Genomic DNA, 16,497 nt, shown 5'->3' with positions numbered 1-16,497 from the left:
TCAGCCGTGGGATCGTTACTCTGGCTAACATTTTACCCGATCTTTGCACTGTCTCTGACGGGGGTCGGCGCGCGGCGGCGCACGGGCCAGCCCGGGCGGAGCGGCTCACCCGCGCCGGGTAGGGTCCCTGTGGTTACGTTGCCCCGCTCCCTGCACCTAGGACCGAGATGCCCCGCTCGCGACGCTCCAAGAAGTTTCGGCGCGCCCGACTGCTAGTGCTATTGCTCGTCGTGCTGCTGGTGGCCGGTGTGTCGGCCGGCGGATGGTACGCGGTGGATACCGTGCGGGCCTCGTTCCCGCAGGTCAGCGGCACGGTCCAGGTGCCCGGTCTGAGCAGCTCGGTCCAGGTCAAGCGGGACGCCCAGGGGATCCCGCAGATCTACGCCGACACGTCCGAGGACCTGTTCAAGGCCCAGGGCTACGTCCAGGCCCAGGACCGGTTCTGGGAGATGGACGTGCGCCGGCACATCACGGCCGGCCGGCTCTCCGAGATGTTCGGCTCCAGCCAGGTCGACACCGATGCGTTCGTCCGCACCATGGGCTGGCGCGAGGTGGCGCAGAAGGAGTACGACACCGTCCTCACCCCGGAGACCAAGAAGTACCTGCAGGCCTACTCGGACGGCGTGAACGACTGGCTGTCCAAGCACCCCGGCGGGGCCAGCGCCTCGCTGGAGTACGCGCTGCTCGGCACCGTCAACAGCGGCTACAAGCCGGAGCAGTGGACCCCGGTGGACTCGGTCTCCTGGCTGAAGGCGATGGCCTGGAACCTCTCGGGCAACGTGCAGGACGAGATCGACCGCTCGCTGCTGAGCCAGACCTTCACCCCGGACCAGATCAACCAGCTCTACCCGGACTACCCGTACGACCGGAACCCCACCATCACGCAGGGCGGCACGGTCAGCGCGGACGGCACCTACAAGCCGGCGACGGCCGCCGGCACCACCGGCGCGGTCCAGCAGAGCTCGGCGGTCACCAAGGGCCTGCAGGACGTCTCCGGCAAGATGGGCAAGCTGCCGCAGCTGCTCGGCCCGCAGGGGCAGGGCATCGGCTCCAACTCCTGGGTGGTCTCCGGCAGCCACACCGTCAGCGGCAAGCCGCTGCTGGCCAACGACCCGCACCTGGGCCCCGGCCTGCCGAACGTCTGGTACCAGATGGGCCTGCACTGCCGGACCGTCAGCCCGAGCTGCCAGTACGACACGACGGGCTTCACCTTCGCCGGCATGCCGGGCGTGATCATCGGACACAACCAGTCGATCAGCTGGGGCTTCACCAACATGGGCGCCGATGTGGCCGACCTCTACCTGGAGAAGATCACCGGTCCCGACACCTACCTGAAGGACAACCAGGACCAGAAGTTCGCCACCCGCCAGGAGACCATCAAGGTCGCCGGCGGGGCGGACCGCACCATCACCGTGCGCTCCACCAGCAACGGACTCGGCCAGTGCCCGCTGATCTCCGACCAGAGCACGGAGGAGCAGAACGTCGGCACCTACGCGCCGGTCGGCAACTCGGCGCCGGACCGCGGCACCACGGGCTACGGCGTGTCGCTGTGCTGGACGGCGCTGACGCCGGGCAAGACCATGGACGCGGTCTTCGAGTTCGACAAGGCCACCGACTTCACCTCGTTCCGCGCCGCGGCCAAGGACTTCGCCGTCCCCGCGCAGAACCTGATCTACGCCGACACCCAGAACCACATCGGCTACCAGGCGCCGGGCGTGATCCCGGTCCGCGGCAAGGGCGACGGCCGCTACCCGGCCCCGGGCTGGGACTCCAGCTACGACTGGAAGGCCTACCTGGACTTCAAGAGCCTGCCCTGGGTGGAGGACCCGCCGTCCGGCTACATCGTCACCGCCAACCAGCCGGTGGCCGACCAGAGCTACAAGCCGCTGATCACCAACGACTGGGAGTACGGCACCCGGGCCAAGGAGATCACCGACCAGATCCAGGCCCGGCTGGCCAACGGCGGCAAGATCTCGCCGGACGACATGCAGTCGATGCAGCTGGACAACGCCAGCGTGATGGCCAAGACCCTGGTCCCGATGCTGCTCAAGGAGCAGATCACCGACCCGTACGTGCGCCAGGCCCAGGACCTGCTGAAGGACTGGAACTACAACCAGGACGCCGACTCGGCCGCCGCCGCCTACTACAACGGCGTCTGGCGCCAGCTGCTCACCCTGTCGTTCGGGCAGAAGTTCCCGGCCTCGGTGCGCGCCCAGGGTGACTGCCTGCTGGTCGCACAGAAGGTGGACGCCAACCAGCCGGCCGGCTCGCTCGGCGGTGAGACGAAGATCGTCACCCAGTGCGGCACCCGCAAGCCCAGCCAGGCCCAGCCCGACGGCGGCGACCGCTGGATGGAGGTCGTCCGGCAGCAGCTGGCCAACCCGAACAGCCCGTGGTGGGACTACGTCGACTCCAACCACGTGCAGCAGCACGGCCTGGACAACCTGCTGAAGGAGGCGATGAAGGACGCCCGCCAGGACCTCACCGCCCACCTCGGCAAGGACATCTCCACCTGGAGCTGGGGCCGGCTGCACCAGCTGACCCTCAACGAGCAGACCCTGGGCACCGACAACTCCTCGATCGCCTCGGGGCTGGTGCACCGGCTGCTCAACCGCGGGCCGTACCAGATGTCCGGCGGCTCGGCGGCGGTCGACGCCACCGGCTGGACCGCCGCGGCCGGCTACGACGTGGACTGGATCCCGTCGATGCGGATGGTGGTCGACCTGAACGACTTCAACGCCTCCCGCTGGATCAACGTGGGCGGCGAGTCGGGGCACGCCTTCAACGACAACTACGACGACCAGACCGGCCTGTGGGCCCAGGGCAAGATGCTGACCTGGGCGTACTCCGGCCAAGCGGTGGACCAGGCGACCAAGAACACCCTGACCCTGCAACCCTGACCGCCGGACCCCGGGCCCGCCCTGACGCACCGTCAGGGCGGGCCCTTCGGCTTTGGTGCCCTCGCTTTCAGAACCGGTGCACGCCCTCCGGGGTCACCACGGCGTGCACCGGCCGGTCGTGCGGCTCGGCGGGCACCCGGTCCAGCAGCTCGTCCGGATAGAGCAGGGTGGCCAGCAGCGGGGTGGCGCCGGCGGCGGCCAGCCGGGCCAGCACCCGGTCGTAGGAGCCGCCGCCACGGCCCAGTCGCAGCCCGCGCCGGTCCACCGCCAGGCCGGGCAGCAGCACCACGCCGGCCCCGGTGACCGCGTCCGGGCCCAGCCGCTCGCCGGTCGGCTCCAGCAGGCCGCGCGCCGCCGGGGCGAGCCGGTCCGGGCCCTGGTAGGCGGCCCAGTCCAGGTCGTTGTCCGGCAGCAGCACCGGCAGCAGCACCCGGGTGCCGTGCTCGTGCAGCAGGTCGAGCAGCGGGCGGGTGCCGGGCTCCGCGCCCACCGAGACGTAGGCCGCCACCACGGCGCCCGCCGGCAGCAGGGTCAGCGCCCGCTCGGCGAGTGCCGCGGCCGCCGTCGACCGCCGTTCGGGGGACAGCGCGCGCCGGGCGGCGAGCAGCCGTGACCGCAGCGCGGCCTTCTCGTTGTACAAGAGATCGTCGGACACGGCTCCGATCCTCCCCCAGCCCGCCCCCATGGAGTCCCATGTCCCCCATGTCCCTCCTGATGCCTGCGCTCGTCCTGCTCAGCGTGGTGTCCGCCGGGATCGGCGGGGTGCTGTGGGCCCGGCTGCGGCGGCTGCGGCAGGCCGCCGCGGGCGAGGCCTCGGGGCTGCGCCGGCGGTTGGCCGAACTCCAGGAGCGGTGCGACGAGCTGGCCCGGCTGGCGGCCCGCGACCCGGTCACCGGGGTGTGGAACCACCGCCATCTGCAGCAGACCCTGGAGCGCGAGGTGGAGCGCCGGGCCCGCCGCCAGAAGCCGGGGGAGCGGGGGCCGGAGCTGGCCGTGGTGCTGCTGGAGGTCGACGGGTTCGAGGCGGTCACCGCCGAGCACGGCCGGGACCGGGCCCGGGCGGTGCTGCGCGACCTGGCCCAGCGGCTCACCGTCGAGGTGCGGCGCACCGATGTGCTCGGGCTGGTCGGCGGCACCGAGTTCCTGGTGGTGCTGCCGGACACCGGTGCGGCGGGGGCGGCCAAGGTGGCCGAGCGGCTCTGCTGGGCGGTGCGCCGGCACCGGCTGCTGGACTTCGCGGTCGACCCGGTGGATCCCCAGGAGCGGCCCCGGCCCACCGCCAACGGGCTGCTGGCCACGGCCGGCATCGCGGTGCTGCCGGACGACGGCGGCCATCCGGTGCCGCTGCTGCGAGCCGCCGACCGGGCGCTGGCGGCGGCCAAGCAGCAGGGGCCGTGCAGAGGCGCGGAACGGGTTCAGGACGGCACGGTAGTGTGTCGCCCTGTGCCGCTCCGGGCCCCAGCGCCCAGTCCGGCCCTGCCCGCAGTGTCGCGGCCGTGGTCGTCCCCGGCGAGGTTCGTCGTTCGTAGCGGACCGATCTCGCCGGCGGTCAGTACGGTCCTCCGCCTCAGTAAGGTCAACGCATGACGACGAACTCCCGTATGCCCGTCACCAAGGCGGTTGTGCCCGCAGCCGGCCTCGGAACCCGGTTCCTGCCGGCGACCAAGGCCACGCCGAAGGAGATGCTGCCGGTCGTCGACAAGCCCGCGATCCAGTACGTGGTCGAGGAGGCCGCCGCGGCCGGCCTCTCGGACATACTCATGGTCACCGGCCGCAACAAGCGCGCCCTGGAGGACCACTTCGACCGGGCCTACGAGCTGGAGGAGCTGCTCGCCCGCAAGGGCGACGAGGACAAGCTGCGCCGGGTCCAGGAGTCGGTCTCGCTGGCCAACATGCACTACGTCCGGCAGGGCGACCCCAAGGGCCTGGGCCACGCGGTGCTGGTGGCCGAGCAGCACGTGGCCGGCCAGCCGTTCGCGGTGCTGCTCGGTGACGACCTGATCGACCCGCGCGACCCGCTGCTCGCCCGCATGATCGAGGTCCAGCAGCAGCTGGGCGGCTCGGTGGTGGCGCTGATGGAGGTCGACCCGAAGCAGATCCACCTCTACGGCTGCGCGGCGGTCGAGACCAACGGCCTCGGCGACGACGTCTTCCACGTCACCGACCTGATCGAGAAGCCGGAGCCGGCCGACGCACCGTCGAACTACGCCGTGATCGGCCGCTACGTGCTCGACCCCGCCGTCTTCGAGGTGCTGAAGAAGACCGAGCCGGGCCGCGGCGGCGAGATCCAGCTCACCGACGCGCTGCGCACGCTGGCTACGCTGAGCGCCGAGGAGGGCGGCCAGGTGCACGGCGTGCTCTTCTCCGGCCGCCGCTACGACACCGGTGACCGGGCCGACTACCTGCGCGCGATCGTCCGGCTGGCCTGCGAGCGCGAGGACCTCGGGCCGGAGTTCCGCGGCTGGTTGAAGCAGTTCGTGGGGAGCGAGATGCAGGCCTGAGCGCCTGCCTCCAGCAACGTGCGGGCCTGAGCGCCCGCCGGAAGGCGGTAGCGGGATGACGACCGATCGGCACGGCCACCACCACGACCACCAGGCGGACGCCTGCGCCACCGAGGCCCCTGGCCGGCGGTACTGGACGGTCGACGAGCACCTGGCGGACGTGCTGGCCGCCGTCACCCCGCTGCCCCCGATCGAGCTGCAGCTGCTGGACGCCCAGGGCTGCCGGCTGGCCGAGGACGTGCCGGCCGGCAGCGACCTGCCGCCGTTCGACAACAGCTCGATGGACGGCTACGCGGTGCGCACCGCCGACACCGTCAACGCCACCGAGCGGTACCCCTCGGTGCTGGCCGTGGTCGGCGAGGTGGCCGCCGGCGCCGGCGTGCTGCCCGCGGTCGGCCCCGGCCAGGCCGTGCGGATCATGACCGGCGCCCCGGTGCCGCCCGGCGCCGAGGCAGTGGTCCCGGTGGAGTGGACCGACGGCGGCGCCGGCACCGGCGAGGCCGCCCGGGCCATGGCCCCGGCCCGGCCCGGCGAGGAGGTCCGGGTGCGCCAGGAGGCCCGCGAGGGCGCGCACATCCGCCGCCGGGGCAGCGACATCGCCGCCGGCAGCACGGTGCTCCTGGCCGACACCCTGCTCGGCCCCACCCAGCTGGGCCTGCTGGCGGCGATCGGCCGCGCCAGCGTGACGGTGCGGCCGCGACCCCGGGTGGTGGTGCTCTCCACCGGCAGCGAGCTGGTGCCGCCCGGCGAGCCGGTCGGCCCCGGGCAGATCTGGGACTCCAACAGCTTCACCCTGACCGCCGCCGCCCAGCAGGCCGGCGCGATCGCCTACCGGGTCGGCGGGGTGCCGGACGACGCCGAGCGGCTGCGCGCGGTGCTGGACGACCAACTGGGCCGGGCCGATCTGATCGTCACCTCGGGCGGGGTCAGCGTCGGCGCCTACGACGTGGTCAAGGACGTCTTCGAGGACTACGCCGGGATGGACTTCCGCACCCTGCGGATGCAGCCCGGCAAGCCGCAGGGCTTCGGCCGGCTCGGCGGCCCGGACGGCGTGCCGCTGCTGGCCCTGCCCGGCAACCCGGTGAGCGCCTACATCTCGTTCGAGCTGTTCGTCCGGCCGGTGATCCGCACCATGCTTGGCGCCGCGGACGTGCACCGGCCCCGGGTGCTGGCGGTCTGTACGGCCGCGCTGCGCTCCCCGGCCGGGCGGCGGCAGTTCCTGCGCGGCCGCTACCTGGCCGACCAGGGCGCGGTGGAGCCGGTCGGCGGTGCCTCCTCGCACCTGGTCGGGGCGCTGGCCCGGGCCGACTGCCTGATCGTGGTGCCGGAGCGGACCGAGGCGGTGGCGGCCGGCACGGTGGTCGACGTGGTGCTGCTGCGCGACTGACGGCGCCCCCAGCGACCGGCGGCGCCCCGAGCGACCGGCGGCGCCCGCCGCGGCTGACGGCGCCTCAGCCCATCGGGTGGCGCCGAGCGCGGCGCGGTGGGCGGGGAGCGATACGGTAGCGCCCGGAATTCGCCCCGTCCTGCTGGAGAACTGACGTGACCACACCCCCCGGCGATCACCTGACGCACGTGGACGAGACCGGCGCCGCCCGGATGGTCGACGTCTCCGAGAAGGAGACCACCGTGCGCACCGCGGTGGCGGCCGGCCGGGTGACCGTCTCGCCCCGGGTGGTCGAGCTGCTGCGCGGCGAGGGCCTGCCCAAGGGCGACGCACTGGCCACCGCCCGGATCGCGGGGATCATGGGCGCCAAGAAGACCCCCGAGCTGATCCCGCTCTGCCACCCGATCGCCATCTCCGGCGTCAAGGTCGACCTGGCGGTGACCGACGAGGCGGTGGAGATCACCGCGACGGTGCGCACCGCCGACCGGACCGGCGTGGAGATGGAGGCGCTGACCGCGGTGGCGGTGGCCGGGCTGACCCTGATCGACATGGTCAAGGCGGTGGACAAGGCCGCCGCCGTCCAGGACGTCCGGGTGCTCAGCAAGTCCGGTGGCAAGAGCGGCGAGTGGGTCCGCGGCGGTGCCGCATGAGAGCGCTGGCGATCACCGTCTCCAACCGCGCCGCGGCCGGGGTGTACCAGGACAAGGGCGGGCCGCTGCTGGTCGAGGGCCTGCGCGCGATGGGCTTCGAGGCGGACGGTCCGCAGCTGGTGCCGGACGGCGAGCCGGTGCTGGCGGCGCTGCTGGCGGCCGTCGCGGCCGGCTACGAGGTGGTGCTGACCACCGGCGGCACCGGGATCTCCCCGATGGACCTGACCCCGGAGATGACCGCCCAGGTGATCGACCGTCAGATCCCGGGCATCGCGGAGGCGATCCGGGCGTACGGCCGGGAGAAGGTGCCCACCTCGGCGCTCTCCCGGGGCCTGGCCGGCCTGGCGGGCCGGACCGTGATCGTCAACCTGCCCGGCTCCACCGGCGGGGTCAAGGACGGCCTGGCGGTGCTGGCGCCGCTGCTGCCGCACGCCGTGGACCAACTGGCCGGCGGGGACCATCCGCGCCCGGCGGCCGGTGCCGAGGGGAGCACCAGCTGAGCGGCGGCTGGCCGGTGGAGCTGCGCGAGGGCGATGTGGTGCTGCGGCCGATCCGGCTGCGGGACCAGCGGGCCTGGCAGGAGGCGAGCCGGCGGAACCGGGACTGGCTGCGGCGCTGGGAGGCCACCGTGCCGCCCGCGCCGACCGGGCGCACCGCCGGGCCGCGGCCGACCTACCGTCAGATGGTGCGCTACCTGCGCAGCGAGGCGGCGGCGGGGCGGATGCTGCCCTTCGTGCTGACCTACCAGGGGCGCCTGGTGGGCCAGTTGACGGTGGGCGGGATCACCTGGGGCTCGATGTGCTCGGCCAACATCGGCTACTGGATCGACGAGGCGGTGGCCGGGCGGGGGATCATGCCGACCGCCGTGGCGATGGCCGTCGACCACTGCTTCCAGGCGCTGGGACTGCACCGGATCGAGGTGTGCATCCGGCCGGAGAACCGGCCCAGCCGCCGGGTGGTGGAGAAACTCGACTTCCGCTCCGAGGGAATGCGGCCGCGCTATCTGCACATCGACGGGGACTGGCGCGACCATCTGGTGTACGCGCTGACGGCGGAGGAGATCCCCGAAGGGCTGCTCCGGCGTTGGCGTTTGAGGTAATTGAATAAGTGTTCGAAATTGATATCGATATGGCATCGGCACGCGGTCAAGCGGTCACAAATACCGGCAAAATAGTCAGAGAATCAGTTTGGCAGGGCGACACGCCGCGCCAAATTGCTGACCGCCCTTACCCAACGCCCGTACGGTGTGAAACGTGAGCAGTAGCGGCCTCATCTACGCGGTCATCGTAGGGGCCTGGGCTGCCTATCTGGTGCCCATGTGGCTCCGCAGGCAGGACGAGCTCAACGAATCGCGCCCGACAGAACGTTTCAGCACCGCCATCCGCCTGCTGGCCGGGCGATCGGCACTGGAGCGGCGGGCGTCCCGGATCCTGGGCGACGACGACCCCATCGACTCCGCCGCCGACGGCGCGTCCGACGGCGGCGCCACCGGCGTGCCCGCCGAGCCCTCGTCGACGGTGCCCGGGGCCGAGCCGGTCCGGACCGGACAGCCCGACCGCCGGGCCCGGCTGCTGGCCCGGCGGCGCCGGATGGTCACCCTGCTCTTCGGCGCCTTCGCGCTCGGCGCGGTGATCGCGGCGGTGGCCGGGGTCGCCTTCCTCTGGGTGCCGGCACTGCCCGCGGTGCTGCTCACCCTCTACATCGGCCACCTGCGCCGACTTGAGCGCCAGCGCTGCGAGGTCAAGCTCGACCGGGCCCGCGCCGCGGCCGCCGCCGTGGGAGTGCGCGAGCGCGAGCGCGCCAGGGCCGCCCGGCTCGCCGAGACGGCCCCGCTCGCGGTGCCCGAGGAGGCCACCGAGCCGATCGAGCCGGCGCAGGCGATCGCCACCGCCGCGGCCGTCGCCGAGCCGGAGCGGCCCGAGCCGGCCGGCCGGCAGGACTTGGTGGAGGCGACCGACCACGAGGAGTGGGTCGACGGGCTGCGCGAGCGGGCCGCCGCCGACCCTGACTCCTGGGAGCCGGTCCCGGTGCCGCTGCCCACCTATGTGACCGCCCCCGTGGCCCCTCGGGTCAACCGCGCCCTGGACCTCGCGGCCCCCGGCGCCTGGGCGGCACAGGCGGGCGGCCCGCGCACCGCGGAGGGCCCCCGTACCCCGCTGTTCGACCAGTACCAGGACCCGGCCGCGCACACCCGCCCCCGCGCCGCCAACGAGTAGCGCGGCGGCGGCACCCGCCCCCAGCCTTCGGCCGGGGGACCCCCACCCACCAGGGAGGGTGGTCACGAGCCCCCTCGAAAAGGTGCTAGAGTTTCTTCTCGTTGGGGCTGTGGCGCAGTCCGGTAGCGCACCTCGTTCGCATCGAGGGGGTCAGGGGTTCGAATCCCCTCAGCTCCACCCAACGACTGCTGAAAGGCAGTTGAGGAGCCCCGCCTGATCCTGGATCAGGCGGGGCTCCTGCATTTGCTGGAGTCCTTGCCGGTGGTGCCCTGAAGGGGATCAGGGCACCGTGGTGTGGATCACATGATGTGGGACTGGTAGGCGGTGGCGCCCTGCACGCTGGCGGCGATGGCCGTGTAGGCCTGGATGTTCGCCGCCCGCTCCAGTTCCGCGGCCCCCGGGACCAGCGACTGGTAGCGGCGGGCCTGGGCGTGGCCGGCCGCCAGGGCGGGCAGTGCGGCGGCGGCCCCGGAGTGCGGGACGCCGAGGGCGTCGGCGATCGCGTCGCCGTGGAAGTGGCGGGCCACGGCGTGCAGCAGGTCCCGCGCCGACTCCTTGGTGAAGGTCGACCGGGGGGCGTCGGCGAGGAAGTCGGCCGTGGCGTCGTAGAGGGCCCTGTTGAGCACCCGGCTGTTGTCGTCGGGCGCGTCGATCGTGGAGTCCAGCAGGTCTGCCAGTGCGGACGCCTCGGCGTGGCTGCGCATGCCGAGGAAGAAACCCTCGTCCAGGCCCAGGAGATGGGCGACGTGCCACCAGTACTCGTAGAGGCTGCGCTGCTCCTCGTCGGTCAGCACGAAGCCCACGGCCGCCAGGAAGGAGTACGGCACCACGGTGAAGTCGAGCCAAGTGCGGGCGACGTCCACCTGGTTGATCGGCAGGCCCCAACTCTCGGTCTCCCAGCCGTGCTTGAGCGCCGTCGCCCGGACTCGGGCGTGCAGCAGCCGCACTTGGGCGGTCTGGAGGTAGCCGGCCGCACCGCGGTGGAGTCCGCCGGGGAGGATGGCCGTGATCCTCCACAGGCTGGTCTCGGCCAGCCGCCGGGCCGCCATCGTGTCCAACTTCCCGGTCTGGACGAGGAGTCGGGCGATGCTCGGCGAGCTGTAGGTGTGGGACAGCGAACCGGCCGAGAAGGCGAGCGTGTTCCACAGCGGCGGCACCAGGTGCGCGACCCGGTCACCGGCCGCCAGGGCGTCCCGGTCGGCCCAGTCGGGCAGCGTTTCGAGCTGGCGCAGCAGTGCCGCGATCGCCGGGGGCGGATCGCCCAGGCTGTCCAGGCCGTCGGCGAGCCCCTGGTTGAGGAGCCGGCGGCCGTCCTTGCCCAGGCTGTCCAGCTCGGCTATCACGGCGTCGGCGAGCGGGTCGCCGATGGCGAGCTTGCGGGCCATGTGCTCGGCCCGCTCACCGTGCTCGGCCTTCGCCGCCTCGTAGTTGACCAGCCGGCCGGGGAACGGGGCTGAACTGGGGGTCGTCGTCATCGTTTTGTTGTCCGGTTCGGTGAGTGTGTGTCAGGTTGGCCTGTCTGAGAGGCTACGGGCATGCGCTTCGATGCCGTTCCGATGCCACCCGCCGTCGCCGCCCGGCCGCGGGACGGGCGTGGCTATCCGGTGCCCGCCATCACGCCCTGGGCTGACGGGGAGCCGCAGTTCGCGCTCAGCGACTACGAGCGCACCGCCCGGTGCGCGCGGCAGCGGGAGTGCTCGGTCTGCGGGGTGCTGATGGAGCGCGGGCCGGTGTGGCGGGTGGTCGGCACCGCCGAGGCCGGGGCGATCGGGCAGGCGCTGGCCGCCGGTGCGCCCTACCGGAACCTGGCCCCGACCCTGGAGGCGCCGGGGCACCGCGCCTGCATGCTGTACGCGGCGATGGTCTGCCCGTACCTGGCCCGCCCCAACGCCCGGCGCTCACGGGACGTCGAGGGGGCGGACGAGGTGGTCGGGCAGCTGGAGCGCGGGACGGCCCGGGGCGCCACGGGGGCGGTGGTGGGCTTCGCGGACTACGAGTTCGCGATCACCGCGACCCAGGTGCTGTTCCGGTTCCTGGACGTGGTGGAGTTCCTGCCGCACCGGGAGGCGGCCGGCCAGCTGGCGGAGCTTCAGGCCGAACTTCAGGGGCGGTAGGCGGGCAGGCCGGGCACGGTGTAGGCGCCCGGGTGCGGGGTCAGCGAACCGTCGGCGGGCAGGGTGGCCGTGCCGTTCGGGGTGCGGGCGGTGATCTCCTTGCCGTCCGGCGAGAAGGCGGGCTCGGTGTAGTCGGTGGTCGCCTTGGGGGTGAGGTCCTGGGGGGTGATCGTGTTCTGGCCCAGCTGCACCTCGAAGAGGTGGTCGTGGCCGCCGACCGAGCGGACGAAGACCACCTCGTTGCCGTCCGGCGAGAGCGCCGGCTCGGAGCCCGCGGTGAGCTTGTAGCCCTGCTGGCGCGTGTAGTCGTCGCGGATGTAGACCGAGCCGTCGGCGGTGTTCTCGTAGGCGATGCTGCCGTGGGTGCCGCCCGCGTCCGCCCAGGTGTTGGCGGTCTGCGGCAGGGTGACGGGTCCGTTGTCGCCGGGGGCGCCGGCGCTGAGCGGCAGCGCGGCGGGGGTGCCGTTGGTGGTGTCGCCCCGCACCTGCATCAGCCTGGTGGTGCCGCCCTGGTCGGCGGTGAAGATGATGGTGTTCCGGTGCGGGAGGCCGACCTGGGGATCGGGCATGGTCATCACCCAGGTGGGGTGCGACCAGGTCTGGCCGCCCGGGTTCTTGGCGACCACGATCCGGCCGGTGCCGTCCGGCTTGGCGGTCACCAGGTCGCCGTTGCCGCTGATGAACACCGCCGCGCTGCCGTCCGGGGCCCAGGCGAGGTCGCGCACCTGGGTGTGGAAGTCGACGACGGCGTCGGGCATCTGCACCAGGTCGGTGCCGTTGCTGATGGTCAGGTGCGGGACGCCGGTGCCGCGGGTCGGGGCGGCGGGTCCGCTCGGGGTGGCGCTGCCGCCGGCGGCCGGGGTGCCCGAGCGGGCGGCGGACGGGCTGGGTGCGGTGCCCTTGCCGGTGGGCGCCGAGGAGGCGGTGAGCGTCGCGGCGGGCGAGGAGGCGGCCGACGACGCGGTGTCGTCCGGCCCGCAGGCCGTCAGCAGCAGGGCGGAGCCGACGCTCAGGGCGGCGGTGAGGGCCAGGGCGGCGGTGGAACCGCGGCGACGGCGGACGGCCATGGGTGCTTCCCCCCGGAAGGTGCGTTGTCCAGCTGGTGAGGACACCAGCGTGGCGGCCGTAGGTACGGATCCGGTCGGACGCGTGTCACGGCCCTGCTACAGCAGCTGCGAACCCGGCAGCTACAGACCCAGCGAACGGGCCCGCAGCGCCGCCTGCTCCAGCAGCCGGTGGATGTCGGCCTGCCGGGTGGTGGGCCGATCGTTGTACTCGTCCGGGGAGGTGACGGGGCGTCCGGTGGCGTGCAGCACCTCCATCACCTGCACCCGGGCGGTCTGCACGGTGGCGGGGCGGCCGTAGCCGTGGGCCAGCACGGCCGCCTGGGCGCCGAGCAGGCAGACCCGCCCGGTGGCGTCCCACAGGGCGCCCTGCAGCCAGCCGGCGGCGGTGAGGTAGCGGGAGGTCAGCTCCAGGTGCTGGGCCGCGCTGACCGGCACCGGCCGGGCCGGGCGGCGGGCCAGCCGGTCCAGCGGGGTGCGGTGGGGGAGCGGGTGGCCGGCGTACCAGGGCTGCACGGTGCGGCCCAGCGGGCAGACGTACGGCAGCGGGTGCCGGGTCGGGGTCGGCAGCGAGGCGAGATAGGCCTCGATCTCGGCGATCAGGCCGGAGGCGTCGACGGCGAGTTCGACGACGGGCGGGGCGGGCGGCAGCAGGGTCGGACGCACGGCAGGTCTCCTCTTGTCCGGATTTGTGCCGTTTCATCCTGCGGGCCCGGGGCCGTGCACGCACGCAAGCCCCGAGCCCGTGTCGCCCCCGAATGACCTCAGACGGCGGCGAAGGCCGCCAGCGCGGCGCGCAGCTCCGCAGCCGGGTCGCCCGCGTGGTAGCGGTACTCGCTCGGCTCGATGGCGTCCAGGAACTCCTGGTAGCGCACCGCGTAGCCGAGGTGGCTGAACGGCGCGGCCAGCCGCAGCGCCCGTTCCGGGTCGCTGCCCGGCACCACGGTCCGCCAGGCCTCGCACCAGGTGGCCGCCGCCTGGGCCCAGCGCTCCCCGGAGCAGAAGTCCTTCGGCCGCAGCCCGTCGAGCGCCGGGTGGCCGAAGCAGGCGTCGGCGAAGTCCACCAGGACCGCGGGTCCTCCGTTCGAGCGCCAGTTGCCGGGGTGGAAGTCGCCGTGCAGCACCACATCGGGCAGTCCGCAGGAGGCCAACTGCTCCACCAGCTCCGGAAGCCGGTCGACCATGGCGCGGGCGCCGGCCAGCTCGTCGGCGGTCAGCTCGGCGGCGGCCGGGCCGTCGAGGAGCGCCTTGACGGCCGGGACCAGGGCGGCCGGGGCGCGGTCCCGCAGCCCGGCCGGGGCGCCGCCCGGGTAGCTGGCGGCCAGCGCGGCCTGGGCCCGGACCAGGCGCGGCACCGCGTCGGCGACCACCTCGGCGGACGGGCCCCAGCAGTCCTCGCCGGGCACGTGGTCGAGCAGCAGCAGCCGGTGGTCGGGATCGGCGGCCAGCACGGTCGGGGCCGACTCCGGGGCGACCGCGCGGAACAGGGCGATCACCGCGGCCTCGTCCACCGCGAAGTGCCGCCCGGTCTTCAACCAGACCGGCCCGGCGGCGGTGGGCAGCCGGAACAGGCCGGCCAGGTTCCAGGTCTTCACCTGCTCGACCGGACCGGTGACCGGGCGGCCGGCCGCCAGCAGCGCCTGCTCGGCCCAGTCCAGCGCGGCCCGCACCCCGTCGGCGGTGGCGTACTCGGCGCGGTGCGGCTGCGGGCGCAGCGCGTCCGACTCGGCCGGCGTGGCGGGCCGCAGCGCCAGGCCGGCGGGCGGCTCGGCCAGCAGCTCCGCGTGGTAGCTCACCAGGCCGCCGAGCCCGCCGCCACCGCCCTGCACGTCCAGCAGCCGCAGCACCACGGCGGGCACGCCCAGCAGTTCGCGGAGGTGCTCGGTCACCGGCGCCACGTCATGCCACCGCGCCCGGTCCACCGGGAAGGGTCCGACCACCCCCAACTGTCGTTCGCGATAAGTCAGCAGGACGTTCACCGTACGATCGGTAGCACTGTTCACCGGGGCAGTCTGCTGGCTGATCCGCCGGCTGGCGACCGATTTTCGAACGGGGGGTGCGGCGAGTGTCCGAGGTGCGGATCACGGGTGTGGGCAAGCGCTACCGGCGCGGCGGGCCATGGGTGCTGCGCGAACTGGAGCTGGTGCTGCCGGCCGGTGCGCTGGTGCGGATCGACGGCACCAACGGCAGCGGCAAGTCCACCCTGCTCAAGCTGGTCGGCGGGATCGAGCCGCCGAGCCGGGGCCGGATCGAGCTGTCCGGGCGGCGGGCCTACGTGCCCGAACGGTTCCCGCCCGCGCTGCCGTTCGATGCCGCCGGCTACCTCTGCCGGCTGGGGCGGATCCACGGGCTGAGCGCCCGGGCGGCGGCCGAGCGGGCCGCCTACTGGCTGGAGCGGTTCGGGATCGCCGACCGGGCCGGCACCCCGCTCAACCGGCTCTCCAAGGGCAGCTGCCAGAAGGTGGCCGTCGCCCAGGCACTGCTCGCCGAGGCCGACGTGCTGCTGCTGGACGAGGCCTGGACCGGGCTCGACCAGGGCGCCCGGACGGTGCTGGACGAGGCGGCGGCCGAACGCGCGGGGCAGGGCGGCACGGTGCTCTTCGTGGACCACGATCCGAATCGCCTCGCCGGGCTGACCACCGCCGCCTACCTGGTCCACGACGGGCGGGTGACGGCGCGTCAGGCCCCCGGCATGGGAGTTCCTCCGCCCGAAGGCAGCGAGAGGATGCAACTGCTGGTCGCCGCCGCCGAACTGCCCGAACTGCTGCCCGGCGCCCCGGAGTGCAAGCCGCAGGCAGACGGCACGGTACGGCTACTGGTGGCCGCCGAGCACTCGGACGCGCTGCTGCGCCGGCTGCTCGGCGGCTCCGCACCGGCGCACATCCTGGAGGTCAAGCAGGTGGCGGCGCAGGCGAGTTCGACGATCCAGCAGCTGAAGGGGCGGGCATGACGGCGCTGACCCGCTATCAACTGGAGCTGCTGCTGCGCTCGCAGCGCTGGCTGCCGCCGTTCCTCGGCTATGCGCTGCTGCTGGCCATCGGAGTGCAGACGGGCAGCCCGCTGCTGGACAGCCTGGGCGTGAACGCCGCCCTGCTGGTGCCCGTGACCGCCTGGTACGCCCGCAGCGCGCTCACCGCCGATCCCCCGCAGGCCCGGGCGGTGCTGGTGGCCGCGCGGGGCGCGGCCCGCGTCCAACTGGCCGCGCTGCTCGCCGCGCTGCTGACCGGCCTGCTGCTCGCGGTGCTCGGGACGGCGGCGGTCTGGGCACTCAGCGGGCCCACCACCAACGTGCCGGGCCACGAAGTGCCCGTGCCGGCGGCGCTGCTGGCGGGCCTGCTCGCCGCGGTCACCTGCGTGCTCACCGGGCTGGTGGTCGGGGCGCTGTGCCACCGGCCGGTGCTGCTGCGCACCGGCTACGGGATGCTGGGCGCGCTCGGGCTCTCGGTGCTGCTGCTGGTGCTGCCGGGCTCGCCGGCCAACCGGGCGATGCGGGCGCTGGTCACCGGCTCCCGGCTGGCCCGGGTGGAGCTGCCGCTGCTCGGGCTGGTCGCCGCCGCGGTGCTGGCCGCCCTGGTGGGGGCCGGCTCGGCGTGGCTGGCCGGGCGGCGGAGCGAGTGATGTTTATCGTGACGTCATCCTGACCCGCCCCAGTCGACCCACCGCCG

Annotated in this window: 16 protein-coding genes and 1 tRNA gene; 12 read left to right on the top strand and 5 right to left on the bottom strand. The window is 73.7% G+C overall.

The annotated features are described in order from the left end of the window. The first annotated feature begins 167 nt into the window (after positions 1–167). Positions 168–2,900: a penicillin acylase family protein gene (locus E6W39_RS17740; RefSeq protein ID WP_141634349.1), complete on the top strand. Its 2,733-nt coding sequence runs from the start codon at positions 168–170 to the stop codon at positions 2,898–2,900. Between the two features lie 67 nt (positions 2,901–2,967). Here E6W39_RS17740 and E6W39_RS17735 read toward each other — a convergent pair whose 3' ends face one another. Continuing rightward, positions 2,968–3,555, bottom strand: a complete 588-nt coding sequence (locus E6W39_RS17735) for a 5-formyltetrahydrofolate cyclo-ligase (RefSeq protein WP_141634348.1) — start codon at positions 3,553–3,555, stop codon at positions 2,968–2,970. A 47-nt stretch (positions 3,556–3,602) separates the two neighbouring features. On the opposite strand from E6W39_RS17735, the gene E6W39_RS17730 reads away from it, so the two are divergent. The 8 genes from E6W39_RS17730 to E6W39_RS17695 all read left to right on the top strand — a co-directional run bounded on the left by E6W39_RS17730 (position 3,603) and on the right by E6W39_RS17695 (position 9,831). Next, positions 3,603–4,487 (top strand): GGDEF domain-containing protein, encoded by an 885-nt coding sequence (locus E6W39_RS17730; protein ID WP_181799308.1) that lies wholly within the window; start codon positions 3,603–3,605, stop codon positions 4,485–4,487. Next, complete coding sequence (gene galU, locus E6W39_RS17725; RefSeq protein ID WP_101381897.1) at positions 4,484–5,401, top strand: UTP--glucose-1-phosphate uridylyltransferase GalU; 918 nt, start codon at positions 4,484–4,486, stop codon at positions 5,399–5,401. The genes E6W39_RS17730 and galU overlap by 4 nt, the downstream gene beginning before the upstream one ends. Positions 5,402–5,456: 55 nt before the next feature. Next, positions 5,457–6,788 carry a molybdotransferase-like divisome protein Glp gene (gene glp / locus E6W39_RS17720; protein WP_141634346.1) on the top strand — a complete coding sequence of 444 codons (1,332 nt, stop codon included), beginning with the start codon at positions 5,457–5,459 and terminating at the stop codon, positions 6,786–6,788. A 212-nt stretch (positions 6,789–7,000) separates the two neighbouring features. Continuing rightward, positions 7,001–7,438 (top strand): cyclic pyranopterin monophosphate synthase MoaC, encoded by a 438-nt coding sequence (moaC, locus tag E6W39_RS17715; protein ID WP_267286758.1) that lies wholly within the window; start codon positions 7,001–7,003, stop codon positions 7,436–7,438. Next, entirely contained in the window at positions 7,435–7,938 is a 504-nt protein-coding gene (locus E6W39_RS17710) for a MogA/MoaB family molybdenum cofactor biosynthesis protein (RefSeq protein ID WP_141634344.1), read from the top strand. Before moaC ends, E6W39_RS17710 begins: the two co-directional genes overlap by 4 nt. Beyond that, on the top strand, positions 7,935–8,537 hold the full coding sequence (locus E6W39_RS17705; RefSeq protein WP_141637803.1) for a GNAT family N-acetyltransferase: 603 nt from the start codon (positions 7,935–7,937) through the stop codon (positions 8,535–8,537). The genes E6W39_RS17710 and E6W39_RS17705 overlap by 4 nt, the downstream gene beginning before the upstream one ends. A 154-nt stretch (positions 8,538–8,691) precedes the next feature. Further along, positions 8,692–9,654, top strand: a complete 963-nt coding sequence (gene sepX, locus E6W39_RS17700; RefSeq protein WP_141634343.1) for a divisome protein SepX/GlpR — start codon at positions 8,692–8,694, stop codon at positions 9,652–9,654. 103 nt (positions 9,655–9,757) lie between these two features. Continuing rightward, positions 9,758–9,831: transfer RNA gene (locus E6W39_RS17695), tRNA-Ala, on the top strand. Between the two features lie 122 nt (positions 9,832–9,953). On the opposite strand, the gene E6W39_RS17690 is transcribed toward E6W39_RS17695, so the two are convergent. After that, positions 9,954–11,129 carry an oxygenase MpaB family protein gene (locus tag E6W39_RS17690; protein ID WP_141634342.1) on the bottom strand — a complete coding sequence of 392 codons (1,176 nt, stop codon included), beginning with the start codon at positions 11,127–11,129 and terminating at the stop codon, positions 9,954–9,956. Positions 11,130–11,189: 60 nt separating this feature from the next. Between E6W39_RS17690 and E6W39_RS17685 the strand changes: the two genes are divergently transcribed. Beyond that, entirely contained in the window at positions 11,190–11,768 is a 579-nt protein-coding gene (locus E6W39_RS17685; protein WP_141634341.1) for a hypothetical protein, read from the top strand. On the opposite strand, the gene E6W39_RS17680 is transcribed toward E6W39_RS17685, so the two are convergent. From E6W39_RS17680 to E6W39_RS17670, 3 genes are all read right to left on the bottom strand, one after another. Then, positions 11,756–12,835: a TolB family protein gene (locus E6W39_RS17680; protein WP_141634340.1), complete on the bottom strand. Its 1,080-nt coding sequence runs from the start codon at positions 12,833–12,835 to the stop codon at positions 11,756–11,758. The two genes, E6W39_RS17685 and E6W39_RS17680, sit on opposite strands and share 13 nt — an antisense overlap. Before the next feature lie 120 nt (positions 12,836–12,955). Further along, entirely contained in the window at positions 12,956–13,498 is a 543-nt protein-coding gene (locus tag E6W39_RS17675; RefSeq protein ID WP_141634339.1) for a DUF6197 family protein, read from the bottom strand. 98 nt (positions 13,499–13,596) lie between these two features. Beyond that, positions 13,597–14,811 carry an aminoglycoside phosphotransferase family protein gene (locus E6W39_RS17670; RefSeq protein ID WP_141634338.1) on the bottom strand — a complete coding sequence of 405 codons (1,215 nt, stop codon included), beginning with the start codon at positions 14,809–14,811 and terminating at the stop codon, positions 13,597–13,599. A gap of 95 nt (positions 14,812–14,906) precedes the next feature. Between E6W39_RS17670 and E6W39_RS39420 the strand changes: the two genes are divergently transcribed. Both E6W39_RS39420 and E6W39_RS39415 read left to right on the top strand, forming a co-directional pair. Continuing rightward, the gene (locus E6W39_RS39420; RefSeq protein WP_181799699.1) at positions 14,907–15,782 is read left to right on the top strand and encodes an ABC transporter ATP-binding protein; all 876 of its coding nucleotides are present in this window, start codon (positions 14,907–14,909) and stop codon (positions 15,780–15,782) included. Next, a complete protein-coding gene (locus E6W39_RS39415) occupies positions 15,779–16,450 on the top strand; it encodes an ABC transporter (protein WP_181799307.1) in 672 nt (223 codons plus the stop codon). Before E6W39_RS39420 ends, E6W39_RS39415 begins: the two co-directional genes overlap by 4 nt. Positions 16,451–16,497 lie beyond the last annotated feature (47 nt).

It is taken from the genome of Kitasatospora acidiphila, from assembly GCF_006636205.1.
GTDB lineage: Bacteria > Actinomycetota > Actinomycetes > Streptomycetales > Streptomycetaceae > Kitasatospora > Kitasatospora acidiphila.
Note: the sequence above shows the minus strand (reverse complement) of the source record. Positions and strands in the feature narration are given on the sequence as shown.